The organism is Micromonospora sp. NPDC049240 (genome assembly GCF_040647835.1).
Lineage (GTDB): Bacteria > Actinomycetota > Actinomycetes > Mycobacteriales > Micromonosporaceae > Micromonospora.
Genome location: NZ_JBEZCX010000018.1, coordinates 25455 through 42302 on the forward strand (window position 1 = coordinate 25455; position 16848 = coordinate 42302).

Annotated in this window: 12 protein-coding genes, 1 tRNA gene and 1 pseudogene; 7 read left to right on the forward strand and 7 right to left on the reverse strand. The window is 71.0% G+C overall.

The features are described from left to right. The 7 genes from AB0B02_RS24970 to AB0B02_RS25000 all read right to left on the reverse strand — a co-directional run bounded on the left by AB0B02_RS24970 (position 1) and on the right by AB0B02_RS25000 (position 6495). Positions 1-954 carry a sugar ABC transporter permease gene (locus AB0B02_RS24970; protein ID WP_357304041.1) on the reverse strand — a complete coding sequence of 318 codons (954 nt, stop codon included), beginning with the start codon at positions 952-954 and terminating at the stop codon, positions 1-3. Beyond that, positions 954-2243 carry an extracellular solute-binding protein gene (locus tag AB0B02_RS24975; RefSeq protein ID WP_357304044.1) on the reverse strand — a complete coding sequence of 430 codons (1290 nt, stop codon included), beginning with the start codon at positions 2241-2243 and terminating at the stop codon, positions 954-956. Before AB0B02_RS24975 ends, AB0B02_RS24970 begins: the two co-directional genes overlap by 1 nt. Next, complete coding sequence (locus AB0B02_RS24980; RefSeq protein ID WP_357304048.1) at positions 2240-3316, reverse strand: LacI family DNA-binding transcriptional regulator; 1077 nt, start codon at positions 3314-3316, stop codon at positions 2240-2242. The genes AB0B02_RS24975 and AB0B02_RS24980 overlap by 4 nt, the downstream gene beginning before the upstream one ends. A gap of 255 nt (positions 3317-3571) precedes the next feature. Continuing rightward, positions 3572-4624, reverse strand: coding sequence for a LacI family DNA-binding transcriptional regulator (locus tag AB0B02_RS24985; protein WP_281943767.1), 1053 nt, complete (start codon positions 4622-4624; stop codon positions 3572-3574). 156 nt (positions 4625-4780) lie between these two features. Further along, on the reverse strand, positions 4781-4975 hold the full coding sequence (locus tag AB0B02_RS24990) for a hypothetical protein (RefSeq protein ID WP_281943769.1): 195 nt from the start codon (positions 4973-4975) through the stop codon (positions 4781-4783). Between the two features lie 253 nt (positions 4976-5228). Beyond that, positions 5229-5301 (reverse strand) — tRNA-Lys (locus AB0B02_RS24995). Between the two features lie 306 nt (positions 5302-5607). Further along, a complete protein-coding gene (locus tag AB0B02_RS25000) occupies positions 5608-6495 on the reverse strand; it encodes a peptidoglycan DD-metalloendopeptidase family protein (RefSeq protein ID WP_357304053.1) in 888 nt (295 codons plus the stop codon). Between the two features lie 480 nt (positions 6496-6975). On the opposite strand from AB0B02_RS25000, the pseudogene AB0B02_RS25005 reads away from it, so the two are divergent. From AB0B02_RS25005 to AB0B02_RS25035, 7 genes and pseudogenes are all read left to right on the forward strand, one after another. Then, positions 6976-7644: pseudogene (locus AB0B02_RS25005) on the forward strand (uridylate kinase); the annotation flags it as partial. Positions 7645-7657: 13 nt separating this feature from the next. Continuing rightward, on the forward strand, positions 7658-9871 hold the full coding sequence (locus AB0B02_RS25010) for an ATP-dependent RecD-like DNA helicase (RefSeq protein ID WP_357304056.1): 2214 nt from the start codon (positions 7658-7660) through the stop codon (positions 9869-9871). Between the two features lie 601 nt (positions 9872-10472). Beyond that, positions 10473-11618 carry an ROK family transcriptional regulator gene (locus AB0B02_RS25015; RefSeq protein WP_281943774.1) on the forward strand — a complete coding sequence of 382 codons (1146 nt, stop codon included), beginning with the start codon at positions 10473-10475 and terminating at the stop codon, positions 11616-11618. Between the two features lie 43 nt (positions 11619-11661). Continuing rightward, positions 11662-13185, forward strand: coding sequence for an ABC transporter substrate-binding protein (locus AB0B02_RS25020; protein ID WP_281933455.1), 1524 nt, complete (start codon positions 11662-11664; stop codon positions 13183-13185). A gap of 81 nt (positions 13186-13266) precedes the next feature. Then, complete coding sequence (locus AB0B02_RS25025; RefSeq protein ID WP_357304061.1) at positions 13267-14208, forward strand: ABC transporter permease; 942 nt, start codon at positions 13267-13269, stop codon at positions 14206-14208. Beyond that, positions 14205-16004 carry a dipeptide/oligopeptide/nickel ABC transporter permease/ATP-binding protein gene (locus AB0B02_RS25030; protein ID WP_357304065.1) on the forward strand — a complete coding sequence of 600 codons (1800 nt, stop codon included), beginning with the start codon at positions 14205-14207 and terminating at the stop codon, positions 16002-16004. The genes AB0B02_RS25025 and AB0B02_RS25030 overlap by 4 nt, the downstream gene beginning before the upstream one ends. After that, positions 16001-16837 carry an ATP-binding cassette domain-containing protein gene (locus AB0B02_RS25035; protein ID WP_281933458.1) on the forward strand — a complete coding sequence of 279 codons (837 nt, stop codon included), beginning with the start codon at positions 16001-16003 and terminating at the stop codon, positions 16835-16837. The genes AB0B02_RS25030 and AB0B02_RS25035 overlap by 4 nt, the downstream gene beginning before the upstream one ends. Positions 16838-16848: the final 11 nt, after the last annotated feature.

Sequence of the window (16848 nt, forward strand, 5' to 3'; positions counted from 1 at the left end):
TCAGTCCCTCTCGATCAGCCGGCGGTTGACCAACGAGATGAGCAGCACCCCGATGACCAGCAGCACACCGATGGCGGCGGCCACGTCCGGCTGGCCCTGCTGGATGCCGCGCTGGTACATCACCAGCACCGGGGAGGCGGACGCGCCGTTCGGGCCGCCCCCGCCGGTGAGCAGGTAGGGCTCGGTGAACAGGTTGGCGCCGGTGATGGTGGCCAGGATGACCACCAGGGCGGTCGCCGGGCGGACCGCCGGCACGGTCACCGACCGGAACCGCCGCCACCAGCCCGCGCCGTCGACCGACGCCGACTCGTACAGCTCCTTCGGCACGTTCTGGAGCGCGGCGAGGTAGAGCAGGATGAAGAAGCCGAGCTGCTTCCAGACCACGAACACCGCGATGACCGGCATCGCCAGACCGGCGTTCACCAGCCAGGACGGGTCGGGCGCCAGCGGGCCGAGCACGGAGTTGACCAGGCCGTCGGCGTTGAACAGGAACAACCACACCCCGACCACCGCCACGCTTGCGGTCACGTACGGCACGTAGAACGCGACCCGCAGGAACGTCCGGGCGTGCACCACCCGGTTCAGCGCGACCGCCAGCAGCAGCGCCAGCACCGTGGTCAGCGGCACGTTGATGACCAGGAAGATCCCGATGTTGCCGAACGACTGACGGACCGCGGGGTCGGCGAGCACCGCGCGGTAGTTGTCCAGCCCCACGAAGGGCCGGTCCACCACCGCGCCCGGCGCGGCGAAGAAGTAGTCGTGGAAGCTCATCCAGATCGCGAACCCGAGCGGGTAGGCGAACACCACGGCGATGAAGACCGCGTACGGCGCGGCCAGCACCATGCCCACCGGGTGGCGGCCCAGCACGGCCGCCACCCGGCCCCGGCCGGCCGGTTTCGGGCTTCGCGCGGCGGCCCCGGGGGCGGGGGCCGCCGCGGTGTGGGCGGTGGACATCAGGAGCCGGTGGCGAGCTGGTCGACCTTGTCCGCGGCGGCGCCGAGGGCGTCGGGCACCGGCTTCTTACCGAAGATCACCGACTCGGAGTACGCGTCGCGGAACGCCTGCCAGACGGCCACCGAGTTCGGCACGTTCGGCACTTCGACCGTCCGGGCCGCCTGGTCGGCGAACGCCTGGTAGGCCGGGTTCTTGGCGAAGTGGTCCGGGTAGGCGGCGGCCAGGTCGGTGCGCAGCGGCATCTGACCGGTCTTGGCCAGCAACGCGCCGTCCTGCTCCTTGCTGGTGGCGAAGCGCATCACGTCCCAGGCGGTGGCGCGGTTCTTGCAGGCGGAGTACATGGCGACGTTCTTCGCGTCGCTGAACGTGCGGATCTGGTCGGCCGGCTTGCCGGTGGACGTCGGCACCGGCACCGCGCCCCACTTCACCTTGCTGCCGTACACCGAGATCGCCCACGGGCCGACGATGGCCATGGCGGCCTTGCCGTCGGCGAACGAGTCGCCGTTGTACTTCTCCTTCGGGGCGAGGCCCTCGGCGTAGAGCGTCTTCCAGAACTCCGCGACCCGCTGGCCCTCCGGCGAGTCGAACTGGGCCTTGCCCTGGTCGACGAGCTGCTTGCCACCGGTCTCGGCCGCGAACAGCGGGTAGAAGTCGAACCAGGACTGGAAGAACTCACTGGTCGGGGCCGGGTAGATGGCGGCCTGCGCGGCGCCCGACGACTTGATCTTCCGGGCGGCGGCGAGGAACTCGTCGTACGTCGCCAGCGGGGGCCGCTCCGGGTCCAGGCCGGCCTTGGCGAAGACCGTCTTGTTGTAGAAGATCATCACCGGGTTGGACTTCCACGGCAGTTGGTAGAACTTGCCGTCCGGCGACTTGTACTGGTCCGCCGCCTGACCGGTGCGCTCGGCGATGTAGGCGGCGCCGCCGTCGAACGAGTCCAGGGCGACCAGCCCGCCCTGCTTCTGGAACTGCGGCACGGCCGCCGGCGCGGTGTTGAAGATCAGGCAGGGCGCGTTGCCGGCGGTGATGGCGGCCCCGATCACCTCCTCCGAGCTGGTGCCCGCCGGGATCTCCTGGGCGGTGATCTTCTGGTCGGCGTGCTCCGCGTTCCACGCCTCGACCATCGCCTTGCCCCAGGCCAGTTCCTCCTGGTTGTTGGAGAGCCAGATGTCGATCGGTCCACGGGCGGCGTTGGCCTCGGCGGCGTCGCCGCCACCGCCGCTGCCGTCGCAACCCGCGGTGACGGCGAGCGCGGCGGTCAGCAGCAGGGCCGGAAGGGTACGTTTCATGTCTGCTCCGATCGGGACGGTGCGGGGGAACGACGCCGCTCGGCGGGCGGCGCCGGTGGTGGTGGTGCGGTGGAGGCACGGAGAACGAGCTGCGCGGGCGGCGTGGGCACGTCGGCCACCGGCTCGCCGTCGATGAGTTCGAGCAGGACGTGCGCGGCGGCCCGCCCCCACTCGAACGGGTCGGTCCGCACGGTGGTCAGCGGTGGGCTGACGTAGCCGGCCAGCTCCGCGTCGTCGAACCCGGTCACGGAGAGCTGCCCGGGCACGTCGACACCGAGTTCCCGGGCCACCGCGAGCCCGGCGATGGCCATCAGGTCGTTGGCGTACACGATCGCGGTGGGCCGCTCGGCCCGGTCGAGCAGCACGCGGGTGGCCTGCGCGCCGCCGGCCGCCGAGAAGTCCGACGCCACGCAGAGGTCGGCGGGCAGGCCGGCGTCCGCCAGCGCCCGCTCCCAGGCCAGCCGGCGGACCCGGCCGTGCAGGAAGTGGTCCGGCCCGGCGACGTGCCCGATCCGCCGGTGCCCCAACTCGACCAGGTGGGCGACCGCGGCGGCGATGCCCGGCCGGTCGTCGATCAGCAGCGCCGGCCAGCGGGTCGGCGCCATCGGGCGGGCGATCGTCACCGCCGGCAGCCCGAGCTGTTCCAGCAGCGCGAGCCGTGGGTCGTCCACCCGCAGGTCGAGCAGGAAGACGCCGTCCACCCGGCCGTCGGCGGCCAGCTTCCGGTAGCCGGCCTCCTCGGTCGACTCCGGCACCACCTGGAGGACGAGCGCCTGGCCCCGGTCGGACAGGGTCCGCTCCACCCCGGCGATGAAGGCGGGGAAGAACGGGTCCGCGCCGAGCAGCTCGGGCGGGCGGGCGATCACCAGGCCGACCGCGAACGCCCGCGAGGCGGACAGGGCGCGGGCCCGGTGGCTCGGCTCCCAGCCCAGGGCGCGGGCGGCGGTGAGGATCCGCTCCCGCGTCTCGTCGGCCACCCCGGGGCGGCCGTTGAGCGCGAAGGACACCAGACCCTTCGACACGCCGGCCGCGCGGGCGACGTCGCGGATCGTCGGTCGACCTGGCCGGGTCACCGGCACCTCCCTCGTCGGACGGGCGACTAAACCGGTTTAAGCAACGGAGGTTAGACCCGTTCCCGCGACTGCACAACAGGAGACGGCCGATCGATGTCCAGCGGCTCGACGGCAGGTCAGCGCCACGTCAGGGGGACGCGACGCCGGGTTACGCACGCGCGACGGGCGGTGCGTCCGGGGCGGAGGGCTGGACGGACGAGGCGGACCACCGATGCGGACGCCGGCGTGCGCGGTGGCCGGTGAATCGCGGAGTGATCAGCCCGCCGCCGGTGGGGCGGTGCTGTCCCGGACGACGAGTTCGGTGGGGAGCAGCGTGTGTTCGGCGGTGATCGGACGGCCGGCGAGACGGTCCTGGATCGCGCGGCTGAGCGCTGCCGCCGCGAGCCGCCCCTTGGCCCGCACGTCCTGACGGACGGTGGTCAGGGTGGGGCGGATCTGCACGGCGAGTGGGTTGTCGTCGAAGCCGACCACCGACAGTTGGCCGGGCACGTCGATGCCGAGATCCTCGGCGCACCGGAGCGCGCCGTAGGCGACAGCGTCGGAGAAGCAGAGCAGCGCGGTGGGCCGGTCGGGTCGGTCCAGGAGCAGCCGGGCGCCCGCCTTCGCCTGCTCCAGATCGGCGCCGCTCTGCCGAGCCATCACGGGATCGATGCCGGCCGCGTCGAGCGCGTCGCGCCACCCGAGCAGCCGCTGTGTGGAGGCGTGCCCCTCCACCGTGAGGTCGGCCGCGGTGACCACACCGTGCGTGCCGTGCAGGCCGGACAGGAGCAGGCCGATCCGCCGGTGCCCCAGGTCGATCAGGTGCTGGGCGGCGGCCCGAGCGCCGGCGCGGTCGTCCACGTTGACGGCGGGGATCCCGTCGGCCGGCACCTGGTCGACGTACACCAGGGGCAGCTTGCGGCGGGTGAGGAACTGGACGGCGGTGGACGTGGGATCGCACGAGTAGACCAGCGCACCGTCGATCGCCACGTCACGCGCCGGAATGATCGCGCCGTCGTCGGACGACGTCAGCAGGGTGAGGGACAGGCCGGTCGGGCCGAGTTCCTCCGCGACCGCGCCGAGGAAGCTGGTGGCGACCAGGTCGGTGAAGGCGAACCGGAGCGAGGAGGTCAGCACGATACCGACGGCTCCGGTGGTGCCCTTGGCCAGGGCTCGGGCCGCCGGATCAGGGCCGACGTAGCCCACTTCCTGGGCGGCGGTGAGAATGCGCTCGCGCAGCGCCGCGGACAACTGGTCGGGCTTGGAGAAGGCGTTCGACACGGTCATCCGACTGACGCCGACCCGGTCAGCGATCGTCTGCAGTGTCACCCGGGACGCCACGCCACCACCAGTCGTTCCAGATGTGTCCGCCGCCGGAGGGCCAGGGAGCCCTGACGGCGGACCGGTCCTGTCGTCCGACACCCGCCGTGCGGGTCGGCGGACGCCGATGCCTACCGGCTGGTACGAGGCTATCAAAGCCCGGGGTCACGCCAGCCTGACCACTTTGGCGACGCGAGCGAGACGCCTGGCAACGGCCGCGCGGACGGCCCTGGTGCGCGGCGGCTTCTCCACGTACGGGACGACCGGGGCGTCGGGGCGGGCGCTGGCGAATTCGAAGTCGACGGCGTTGACGGCGGTCACGAAGGCGGCGGGCATCTCCATGGCGAACTCCTGACTCATCGGCGCTGCTTTCTATACCGGTACAGTAATGGAGTCTTCTATACCGGTCAAGAAGTTATCGAGCAGCGTCATCACTCAGCCAGAGGCCCTAACGGATCGATGCGAGCCAGGGCGGGGCGCGGTGGCGGGATCGAGGTGAACGGCGGCGGCCACCGGGGACGTGGGGGCCGCGGGGAGCATCCGGGCGGGCCAGGAGGCGACCGACCGCGCGACGGCCGACGACCTCGCTGCGTCCGGGCGGACACGGTGACGGTGGGCCGCCTGGGACTCGAACCCAGAACCTAAGGATTAAAAGTCCTCAGCTCTGCCAATTGAGCTAACGGCCCGCTGGGCCATGAGGCTACCCGATCACCGGCTCTCGGGTTGAGGTCCGCCTTGACGGCGAGGATCGCTGAGCCGGCAACGCAGCCGGCCGTCGCTTCGGCGGCGGCGTCGGAGGCGGAATACGGGGCACGGTATGCCCGCTTCCTGCCCATCGCCGTGGGACTACGGAGATATCCGGACCCGTACCGCTCGGGCAGGTCTTGCCACGGCGACCCGGCGGGCTGCGCCGGCAACAACGGTGCCAGCGCAGCCCACTCATGATTCGTGAGACAGAACCTGGACGGTGCCCCCTGCGGTGCGACGGTGGGTCAGTTCCAGCGGTCCTCGTTGAGGAAGCGGGCGAAGCCGCGCCAGGAGTTCGGGCCCATCGCGCCGTCGATCGGGCCGGTGTAGCCGTAGCCGGAGGCGAGTCGCTGCACCGCCTTCCAGGTGTTGGTGCCCGGGACCCCGTCGATCGGGCCGGTGTAGCCGTAGCCGCGCATGGCCTGTTGCAGGGCCGCGTACGTGTTCACCCCCGGCACCCCGTCGATCGGCCCGGTGTACCCCGACGTGATCCGCAACCAGTTCTGCATCCGCTTGTAGAAGATCGGCCCGGGGATGCCGTCCTGCTCGGTGGACGTCTTCGGCAGGCCACCGCCACCCGGGTTCTGGCCCACGTAGGTCAGCGGGTTGATCCGCACGCCGCTCGGGTTGATCATGTGCCAGTGCAGGTGCGGTCCGGTGGAGCTGCCGGAGCCGGGGGCGCCGACGGCGCCGCCGGAGCGGCCCACGATCGTTCCGGCGCCGACCGCGGTGCCGTTGGCCAGCAGGAACTGCGACAGGTGCATGTACTGGCTGCGGTAGCCGTCGGCGTGGTAGATCGTGACGGTGTGCCCGCCCGTGCCGTTGTTCGGGATGTTCTGGATCGTCCCGGCGCCGCACGCCGGCAGGTTGGTGCCGACGCCCATCCCGAAGTCGATGCCGCCCAGCGAGCCGCTGTTGAGGTGGTCCTGCCAGGTCCCGGTGATCCGGTAGCCGGAGAACGGGTTGTAGATCGAGGGCGCGGCGTGGGCGATCCCGGGCAGGCCGACGACGCCGCCGACGGCGAGGGCGCCGGTGGTCAGCGCCGTGCCACGCAGCAACGTACGACGGCTGAGCCCCGCCTGCGGCTGCCCTGCGTCGCCGCCGCAGCAGCGGGACGGGTTTTCCTGGTTCATGCGCGGTCCTCCGTGCGGTCGGTGCTGACCATGGCGAGCAGAGGTTAGCCCTCAAAACTATGTGCATCAATGTCGGAGATAGGGGTTGAAATAGATCCCCGTCGGCGTGCCTGACGGGTCGGTCACACTGCGGATCTTCAGAAGGAGGCTGGCATGACCGCTTTTCTCGGGCGGCTCGCGATGGCGGCCGTGGTCGCGTTCGCGGTACCGGTGAGCATGGCGGCGGCGCCGGTCGAGGCGGCGCCCACCGTCGCGGCGGCGCCGGCCGGCACGGTCTCCGGCATCGACGTGGCCACCTGGCAGGCCGGCATCGACTTCGCCGGGCACCTGCACGACTACCGGCCCGGCGACGTCATCGCGCTGGACCGACGCCTGACGAACAGCCGATTCTCCAAGCGCAGACGTGATCTCCGGAGAATGACAGGCGCGCATCGGGTCGACTCGAGTCGGCGCCTTCGCGAGACCAGAACGGGGCAGGACATGCACCAGGGCACCCGCGACGAGATGCTCGGCCGTCTGGCCGAGGCCGTCGGGTCCGTCACCGTGACCCATCCGACCCGGGTCGCCGTCGACGGCCCGCCCGCCGCCGGCAAGACCACCCTCGCCGACGAGCTGGCCGTCGTCCTGCGCGGGCAGGGCCGCGACGTCATCCGGGCGACGATCGACGATTTCCTCTTCCCCCGGGCACAGCGCTATCCGCGCGGCGAGTACTCGGCCGAGGGCTGCTACTACGACACCCACGACTACCACGCCCTGAACCGGGTGCTGCTGGATCCGCTGGGCCCGAGCGGGGACCGACGCTTCCAACCCGCGGTCTACGACCACACCAGGGATGCTGTTCTGTCCCCGCCGGTCACCACTGCCTCCGTCGACGCCGTGCTGGTCTTCGACGGCGTCTTCCTCCTGCGCCCGGAACTGATCGGCCGATGGGACCTACGCGTCTTCGTGTCGACCGCGCTCGACAGGACCGTGGATCGTGCCGTGATCCGGGAGCGCCGGGTGGCGTCCCGGGCCGACATCGAGCGACGTTGGCGCGAGCGCTACATCCCGTCCCAGCAGCTCTACTTCGCCACGGCCCGCCCGACCGAGCATGCGGACATCGTCGTGCACAACGACGAACCACGGCAGCCGGCCTGGGAGAGCCGCGCCGGTTGGAGGCAGGATGGTGGCCGTGACCGCCGCACCCCGTCCTCCGCTGGCCACGCTGGAAGCGGTCCTGGAGCGCCTGACGTACGTCAACGAGGAGACCGGCTACACGGTGGCCCGGGTGGCCACCGAGCGGGGCAGTGACCTGCTGACCGTGGTCGGCGCGCTGCTCGGCGCGCAACCCGGCGAGAGCCTGCGCCTGCACGGACGCTGGTCGTCGCACCCGCGCTACGGGCGGCAGTTCGAGGTCGAGTCGTACACCACCGTGCTGCCCGCCACGATCCAGGGCATTCAGCGTTACCTCGGTTCGGGCCTGGTAAAGGGGATCGGGCCGGTGTTCGCCGAGCGGATCGTCGCGCACTTCGGCCTGGACACGTTACGGGTCATCGAGGACGAGCCGGCCCGGCTGGTCGAGGTGGCCGGGCTGGGCCCGAAGCGTACGGCGAAGATCACCGCCGCGTGGGAGGAGCAGAAGGCCATCAAGGAGGTGATGGTCTTCCTCCAGGGCGTCGGCGTGTCCACCTCGCTGGCGGTACGGATCTACAAGCAGTACGGCGACGCCTCCGTCGACGTGGTGACCAAGGAGCCGTACCGGCTGGCGGCGGACGTGTGGGGCATCGGCTTCAAGACCGCCGACACGATCGCCCGATCCGTGGGCATCCCGCACGACAGCCCGCAGCGTGTGATGGCCGGCCTCCAGTACACGCTCTCCGAGGCCACCGACGACGGGCACTGCTACCTGCCCGAACCGGAGCTGGTCGCGGACGCGACGAAGATCCTCGACGTGCCCGCCGACCTGGTGGCCCGCTGCCTCGACGACCTGGCGGCCGACGAGGGGGTCGTCCGCGAGGCGCTGCCCGGCCGGGACGGGGAACCGGTGCCGGCGGTGTACCTGGTGCCTTTCCACCGCGCCGAGCAGTCGCTGGCCACGTCCCTGACCCGGCTGCTGCGCGACCGGGTCGACCGGCTGCCCCACTTCCACGACGTCGACTGGGCCAAGGCCCAGAAGTGGTTGAAGGCGCGCACCGGCAACGACCTCGCCCCGGAACAGGAGCAGGCCGTCCGGCTCGCGCTGACCTCGAAGGTCGCGGTGCTCACCGGCGGTCCGGGCTGCGGCAAGAGCTTCACCGTACGCTCGATCGTCGAGCTGGCCGCCGCGAAGAAGGCGAAGGTCACGCTCGTCGCGCCGACCGGCCGGGCCGCGAAGCGTCTTGCCGAGTTGACCGGCCATCCGGCCGCCACCGTGCACCGGCTGTTGCAGCTACGCCCCGGCGGTGACGCGACCTACGACCGCGACAACCCGATCGACGTCGACCTGCTGGTGGTCGACGAGGCGAGCATGCTCGACCTCATTCTCGCCAACAAACTCGTCAAGGCGGTCCCGCCCGGTGCGCACCTGCTACTGGTCGGTGACGTCGACCAGCTTCCGTCGGTCGGCGCCGGTGAGGTGCTCCGCGATCTGCTCGCCGCCCCGTCGATTCCCCGGGTGCGGCTGACGCAGGTCTTCCGCCAGGCCGCCGAGTCCGGTGTCGTCACCAACGCCCACCGCATCAACGCCGGCCGCCCGCCCCTCCTCCAGGGGCTGCCGGACTTCTTCCTCTTCGCCTGCGACGACACCGAGGCCGCCGCCGCCCTGACCGTCGACGTCGCCTGCACCCGCATCCCGGCCAGGTTCGGCCTGGACGCCCGACGCGACATCCAGGTGCTCGCCCCCATGCACCGCGGCCCGGCCGGCGCCGGCGCGCTGAACACGCTGTTGCAGCAGAAACTCACCCCGCCCCGCGAGGGGCAGCCGGAACGGCGGATGGGTGGGCGGGTGTTCCGCATCGGCGACAAGGTCACCCAGATCCGCAACAACTACGACAAGGGTCAGGCGGGCGTCTTCAACGGCACGCTCGGCATCGTCACCGCCCTCTCCCCCGAGGACCAGACACTCACCGTCCGCACCGACGAGGACGAGGACATCGCGTACGACTACGACGAGCTGGACGAACTCAGCCACGCGTACGCCATGACCATCCACCGGTCCCAGGGCTCGGAGTATCCGGCCGTGGTGATCCCGTTGACCACAAGCGCCTGGATGATGCTGCAACGCAATCTGCTCTACACCGCTGTCACCCGCGCCAAACAACTGGTCGTCCTGGTCGGTTCCCGCCGCGCGCTCGCCGCCGCCGTCCGCACCGTCGGCGCCGGACGACGACACACCGCCCTAAACCACCGCCTCGCATAACCCCCACCCCGCCCCCACCCCACCCCCAGCGCGTCGATCTTGCACTTGCCGCCCCGACGAACGGCGCATAAGCCGCGCTTTGTGGGCCCAAAGTGCAAGATCGACGATTGGTAGGGCGGGCGGCGGGGCGGTCGAGTTGGGCGGCGAGAATGATCAATATCGGACGGTGTCGGCCCTGCGGTCGCGGTGTCGGCGTGCACGCTCAGGTGACGGGTGGAGGGGGCGGCGCGGGCGCGGCGGCGGCCTGGCACCGGTGGGACGGGGACGGCCGACGACGGCTGCCGCGCTCGACAACCCGAAGGCGACGCTTGCCTGACCAAGCGTGGATAGTCCCCCACGGACCGTACCGGAGGTCCACCCGCAACGGTGACCCCGTTCGCCGCCAAATTGACCACCCTTCTCCCGCGCGCGCGAGCGACAGCGTCGCTACCAGGGCATTTGCCCACCTTATTCGATCTTGGCGGTGACGTAGGGCGAAGATAACGACTTGGCATCAAGGCGAGCCGCGTTCTTGTCCCGGAGTTTGTTAGCCCCCTGTACTAACCGGGTGACGTGCATTGATACCTCCGGAGCAACGCCGCCCGAGCAGCCGGGACAGGCGGTGGGCACCCTTCGACGGGACCAGGTTCCGGCCCGGGTCCGCACCGGCGAGAAGGTGCGCCCGGAGCAGGCACGCGTGCACAACCGGGAACTGCTGCTGCGGATGCTGTACCGGGAAGGACCGCACAGCCGGGCGGATCTGGCGCGCCGCACCGGGCTGACGCGGGTCTCCGTCTCGGACGTGGTGAGCGACCTCCTCGCCGACGACCTCGTGGTCGAGGTCGGCACGCGGGCCGGGACCCGGCCGGGCAAGCCGGCCATGATGCTCGAATTCAACGAGCGCGCCTACCAGACCGTCGCCCTGGACCTGAGCCACTCGACGCTCTACCGGGGGGCCGTCCTCGACCTCGGCGGCACCGTGGTGGCCCGCCAGCAGGTCGAGATCGAGGGCAGCACCGGCGCCGACGCCCTGGCGAAGGTGACCGGTCTCGTCGAGGCGCTACACCGGCAGGTGACCGCGCCGCTCCTCGGCATCGGCATCGGCACGCCGGGCATCGTGGACCTCGGCGGCGTCGTCCTCAGCGCACCCAACCTGGGCTGGCAGGACATCCACCTCCAGGCGCTGCTCAGCGAGCGTTTCGCCTGCCCGGTGGTCGTGTCCAACGACGCCAACGCCACCGCGCTCGCCGAACGCAGCTACGGCGAGAGCGCCGCGGACACGCTCCTCGTCCGGGTCGGCGTCGGCGTGGGGGCGGGTCTGCTGCTCGGTGGCACCCCGATCCTGGGCAGTCGGTTCGCGGCCGGCGAGATCGGCCACGTGGTCGTGGACGCCGGCAGCGAGCGACCCTGCGTGTGCGGCAAGACCGGCTGCCTGGAGACCTGGCTGTCGACCCGGCGCATCCAGGAGGACCTGTCCGGGGCCCGCACCGACGCGGAGCGCGCCCGGGTGCTGACCGTCGCGGGCGAGGCGCTCGGCTCCGTGCTGGCACCGATCGTGGCCGCGCTCAACATCTCCGAGATCGTCCTCAGCGGACCGCACCGGGTGCTGGAGGGGCCGCTGGCCACGGCCGCGATGGAGACCATCCGCCGGCGCGCCCTGACCGAGGTCCACGGCGACATCGTCCTCCGGCTCTCCGAGCTGGGCGACGACATCGTCCTGCGCGGCGCGACCGCCATGGTCATGAGCCAACAGCTCGGAATCGCTTGACCCGACGCCGACCGGCGCTGGCTTTGCAGCAACAGAAGGGAACATGGTGCAACTACCCCGCACGCTGACGGCAGCGCTTGCCGCAGTCGCTCTCGCCCTCGCCGGTTGTAGCGGTGGCGGGCAGGCCAGTGAGGCCGGCTCCGCCCAACTCGTCCTCGGCAACAACGGCGACGTCCTGACCTGGGACCCGGCGGAGATGAAGGAGGGCGCGGTCATCCACTACGCGGAGGCCGTCTACGACCCGCTGCTCCGCAAGACCGCCGACTCGAAGATCGAAGGCAACCTCGCCTCCGAGTACGCGTACAACGACGACCTCACCGAACTCACGCTGAAGCTGCGCGACGGCGTCACGTTCAGCGACGACACCGCACTCGACGGCGAGGCGGTGAAGGTCAACATCGAGGCGCGGAAGAAGGGCGCCGGCAGCGCGTCCGAGGCGGCCCGGGCGATCGAACGGGTCGAGGTCGTGGACCCGAAGACGGTCCGTCTGCACCTCAGCGAGCCCAGCCCCGGCCTGCTCGCCGGCCTGGCGACGTACCTGGGATACATGGTGAGCCCCAAGGCGCTCGCTGCGGGCGGCATCGCCACCACCCCGGTCGGCTCCGGGCCCTACCTGCTCGACGCCGGCGCGTCCGAGAAGGGCGTCAGCTACAAGTTCACCGCGCGTGAGGGCTACTGGAACCGCGAGGCGTTCCCGTTCGAGACCGTGGTGATCCGTCCGTACGAGGAGTTCACCGCCCGCTACAACGCGCTCGCGACCGGTCAGATCCAGTTCATGTACGGGACCTCCGACATGGTGCCGAAGGCGAAGACCGACGGGCTCACCGTCAAGACGGTGCCCGGCGAGTGGCAGGGCATCATCCTCCAGGACCGGGCCGGCAAGGCGTCGGCGGCGCTCGGCGACGTGCGGGTGCGGCAGGCGATCAACCACGCGCTCGACCGCAAGGCCATCCTGGAGACCCACTACGGCGGGTTCGGCCAGGTCTCCACGCAGACGTTCAACCCGGCCAGCGAGGCGTGGGTGCCGGAGCTGAACGAGCGCTACCCGTACGACCCGGCGAAGGCGAAGGAACTGCTGGCGGCGGCGGGCTACGGCAACGGCTTCAAAATCAAGATCTCGTTCAGTGAGGGCTTCATGTCCCCGCTGGTGCCGATCGTCGCGCAGTACCTGTCCGACGTGGGCATCACGGTGGAGCAGGTGCCGGTCAACGGCTTCGCCAACGGCGGCCTGGAGACCCTGAAGGGCCAGCCGGCGTTCATGCTCTCCTTCTCCACCAACATCCCGGCCTGGACGGACGTGCTGAACAAGCTCACCCCGACGTCGCTGTGGAACAACTTCAAGTACACCGACGACACCGTCACCCGGCTGCTCAAGGAGATCCCCGCGGCGCAGGGCGACAAGCAGGCGGCGCTCTACAAGGAGCTGAACACCCACCTGGTGGAGCAGGCCTGGTTCGCCCCGATCGTCACGCAGGAGAACGTCTACCTGTTCAAGCCGGACATCGACGTGACCATGCAGCAGGCACAGCTCATGCCGAGCCTGCGCTTCTTCGCCCCGGCCAAGTAACCCGCCCGTCGATCCCCGGGTGGGCCGGTCACCACCGGCCCACCCGGCGGACCACCCCAGGTCAGCTAGGAGGTAGCAGGCATGTTGGGCTTCATCGGCCGGCGACTGGCCACGGGCCTGCTGTTGGCGTTCACGGTGGTGACGGGGATGTTCTTCTTCCTCATGCTCACCGGCTCCGACCCCGCCCGGGGCGCGCTCGGCCTCTACGCCACGGAGGAACAGGTCGCGGTCAAGCGCGCGCAGCTCGGCCTCGACCGGCCGGTCGTCCAGCAGTACCTGGACTGGCTGGGACACGTCGCGCGGGGCGATCTGGGTGTCTCGTCCGCGCAGAACGCCGACGTCATGGACCTCATCGTCTCGCGCCTGCCGGTCACCGTGTCCCTCGCGCTCGGCGCCGTCCTGGTGGCCGCCGTCCTGGGCGTCGTCCTCGGGCTGCTCGCGGCGACCCGGCCCGGGACGTTCGACCGCGCGCTCCAGGTGGTCATGGTGCTCGGCTTCAGCCTGCCGAACTTCTGGGTGGCGATCATCCTGGCGCTGGTCTTCGCCGTACGGCTGGGCTGGTTCCCCGCCACCGGCTACGTCCACCTGGGCGACTCACCCAGCGGCTGGCTCTGGTCCATCACCCTGCCGATCATCGCGCTGTCGATCGGGTCGATCGCCGCCATCGCCCAGCAACTGCGCAACTCCGTGATCACCGTCAACGGCCAGGCGTACGTCCGGACGCTCCGCAGCCGGGGCCTGTCGCAACGCCACATCCTGCTGGTGCACGTGCTGCGCAACGCGTCGCCGCCGGCGTTGACCATGCTCTCGTTGCAGTTCATCGCCGCGATGAGCGGCGCCGCCATCATCGAGCGGGTGTTCGGCCTCCAGGGCATCGGCGCGGTCGCCATCAACACCTCGGGCAACAGCGACATCCCCGTCATCATGGGCGTCCTGCTCTTCACCGTGCTCGTCGTCGTGCTCGTCAACCTGACGGTCGACATCCTCTACGCCGCTTTGAATCCGAAGGTACGCAACGCATGAGCGCCGACACGACGGTCCGTGCGGGCCGCACCTCCAGAAGACTCCGCGCCTTCCTCGGCAACCCGATGGGCGTGGTGGCCGGCGCCGTGCTGCTCGCCATCGTCGCCGCGAGCGTCCTCGCCCCGCTCCTCGCCCCGCAGGACCCCAACCTGGTGGTGCTCTCCGAGGCACTCCGGCCGCCGAGCGGCGACCACCCGCTGGGCACCGACGGGAACGGCCGGGACATCCTCAGTCGGCTGCTGTGGGGCGGCCGGGTGAGCCTCCAGGCCGGCGCGATCATGGTGACCGTCGCGCTGCTGTGCGGGATTCCCGCCGGCCTGCTCGCCGGCTACCGCGCGAAGTGGTTCGACGGGGTGTCGAGCTGGCTCTTCAACATGCTGATGTCCCTGCCCGAGATCCTGATCATCATCGTGGTGATCGCCTCGCTCGGCAGCGGCCTCGCCCCCACGATGATCACGCTCGGGGTGCTCGCCTCGCCGGACATCTTCCGGCTGACCCGGAGCGCCGTGATCGGCGTACGCGAGGAGCTGTACTTCGACGCCGCCCGCGTCGCCGGGCTGTCCGACGTCCGGATCATCTTCCGGCACGTGCTCTCCGTCGTGCTGGGGCCGGTGCTCGTGCGGTCCTCGTTCATCTTCGGCATGGCGATCATCGTGCAGTCCGGGCTGGAGTTCCTCGGCTTCGGTGACCCGCAGCGCCCGAGCTGGGGCGGCGAGCTGAGCAACGCGTTCCAGAACTTCCACCGCGCCCCCGAGCTGGTGATCGCGCCCGGCGTGGCGATCGGCCTCACGGTCATGGCGCTGGTGCTCTTCGGCACCGCGCTCGCCGACTCGCTCGGGATCAGCCTGCGGCGCAAGGCCAAGCGCGCGGCCCGCCCCGCCCGCACCGGCGACACCCCGGTCGACCGGGCCGAGACCGGCGAGACGCCGGTCGACCGGGCCGCGTTCGGCGACGCGCCGCCCGCCGACACCCTCCTGCGCGTCGAGGACCTGGCGGTCCGGTACGTGGCGGAGGACGGCACCACCAAGGAGGTGGTACGCGGCGTGTCGCTGCACGTCGCGCGCGGCGAGGTCCTCGGCCTGGTCGGGGAGTCCGGCTCCGGGAAGTCCCAGACGTCGTTCGCGATCCTCGGGCTCCTGCCACCCGACGCCACCGTCTCCGCCCGGCAACTCGCGCTGGACGGGCAGTCGCTCGTGGGATTGCGCGAGAGCGAGCTGCGCAAGCTGCGCGGCACCCGGATGGCGTACGTGCCGCAGGAGCCGATGTCGAACCTCGACCCGTCCTTCACGATCGGCGCCCAGCTCACGAAACCGATGCGGCACCGGCTCGGCCTGTCCCGGAAGGCCGCGACCGCGCGGGCGCTCGACCTGCTGGACCGCGTCGGCATCCCCGACCCCCCGCGTACCCTCGCCGCCCATCCCCATCAGCTCAGCGGCGGCATGGCCCAGCGTGTGCTCATCGCCGGTGCCGTCTCCTGCGACCCGGAGCTGCTCATCGCCGACGAACCGACCACCGCGCTCGACGTCACGGTCCAGGCCGAGGTCCTCGAACTCCTCCGCGGCCTGCAACGCGAGCGCGACATGGGGCTCGTCCTGGTCACCCACAACCTGGGTGTGGTCGCCGACATCTGCGACCGGGTGGCGGTCATGCGCGACGGCCTCATCGTCGAGCAGCAGCCGGTCGCCGGCCTCTTCGCGAACCCGCGACACGAGTACACCCGCATGCTCCTGAACGCGACCCTCGAAGACGCGCCGCCCCGGCGGGAGCGCGGCGACCTCCAGGAGGTGGGGTCGTGAGCGCCCCCGACGACACCGGCACGCCCCTGCTCGACATCCGCGACGTCGACGTCGTCTACCGCGGCGCCGGCTGGCGTCGCCCGTCGTTCCACGCGCTGCACGCCGTCTCGATGCGGGTCGGCGCGGGCGAGACGGTCGGTCTGGTCGGCGAGTCCGGCTCCGGGAAGACCACGCTGGGCCGTGCCGTGCTGGGCCTCGCCCCGATCACCGGCGGCACGGTCACGTTCGACGGCGTCGACATCACCCGCGCGAACCGGCGCGCCCGCCGCGCGTTGAGCCGCGACATCCAGGTCGTCTTCCAGGATCCGTACTCGTCGCTCAACCCGGCCATGACCGTGGAGACCATCCTCGCCGAGCCGTTGCGGGCCCAGGGCGTGGCCCGGGCCGAGGCCACCGCGCGGATCGGTGAGCTGCTGCGCCAGATCGGCCTGGAGGCGGACGCCGGCCGCCGGTATCCGCGCGAGTTCTCCGGCGGGCAGCGGCAACGCATCGCCATCGCGCGCGCCCTGGCGCTGAAACCCCGGCTCATCGTCTGCGACGAGCCGGTGAGCGCGCTCGACCTGTCCACCCAGGCCCGCATCCTCGACCTGCTCATCGACGTGCAGGAGAAGACCGGCGTCGCGTATCTCTTCATCTCCCACGACCTGTCGGTGGTCCGCTACGTCTGCCACCGGGTCGCGGTGATGCTCAAGGGCCGGATCGTCGAGACCGGCGACGGCGACGTGGTCACGTCCCGGCCGGAGCATCCCTACACCAACCGGCTCCTCATGGCGTCCCCCATTCCCGACCCGGTCCGCCAGGCCGAACGACGCCGCCGGTACGCCGCCCTCTAGGAAAAGGAAAC

What these genes read in the sequence shown, in the direction of transcription:
- AB0B02_RS25000 (WP_357304053.1), bottom strand. Translation starts at nt 6,495, where the DNA reads ATGAACCAGGAAAACCCGTCCCGCTGCTGCGGCGGCGACGCAGGGCAG.
- AB0B02_RS24990 (WP_281943769.1), bottom strand. Translation starts at nt 4,975, where the DNA reads ATGAGTCAGGAGTTCGCCATGGAGATGCCCGCCGCCTTCGTGACCGCC.
- AB0B02_RS25020 (WP_281933455.1), top strand. Translation starts at nt 11,662, where the DNA reads ATGGTGCAACTACCCCGCACGCTGACGGCAGCGCTTGCCGCAGTCGCT.
- AB0B02_RS24970 (WP_357304041.1), bottom strand. Translation starts at nt 954, where the DNA reads ATGTCCACCGCCCACACCGCGGCGGCCCCCGCCCCCGGGGCCGCCGCG.
- AB0B02_RS25030 (WP_357304065.1), top strand. Translation starts at nt 14,205, where the DNA reads ATGAGCGCCGACACGACGGTCCGTGCGGGCCGCACCTCCAGAAGACTC.
- AB0B02_RS25010 (WP_357304056.1), top strand. Translation starts at nt 7,658, where the DNA reads ATGGTGGCCGTGACCGCCGCACCCCGTCCTCCGCTGGCCACGCTGGAA.
- AB0B02_RS24975 (WP_357304044.1), bottom strand. Translation starts at nt 2,243, where the DNA reads ATGAAACGTACCCTTCCGGCCCTGCTGCTGACCGCCGCGCTCGCCGTC.
- AB0B02_RS25025 (WP_357304061.1), top strand. Translation starts at nt 13,267, where the DNA reads ATGTTGGGCTTCATCGGCCGGCGACTGGCCACGGGCCTGCTGTTGGCG.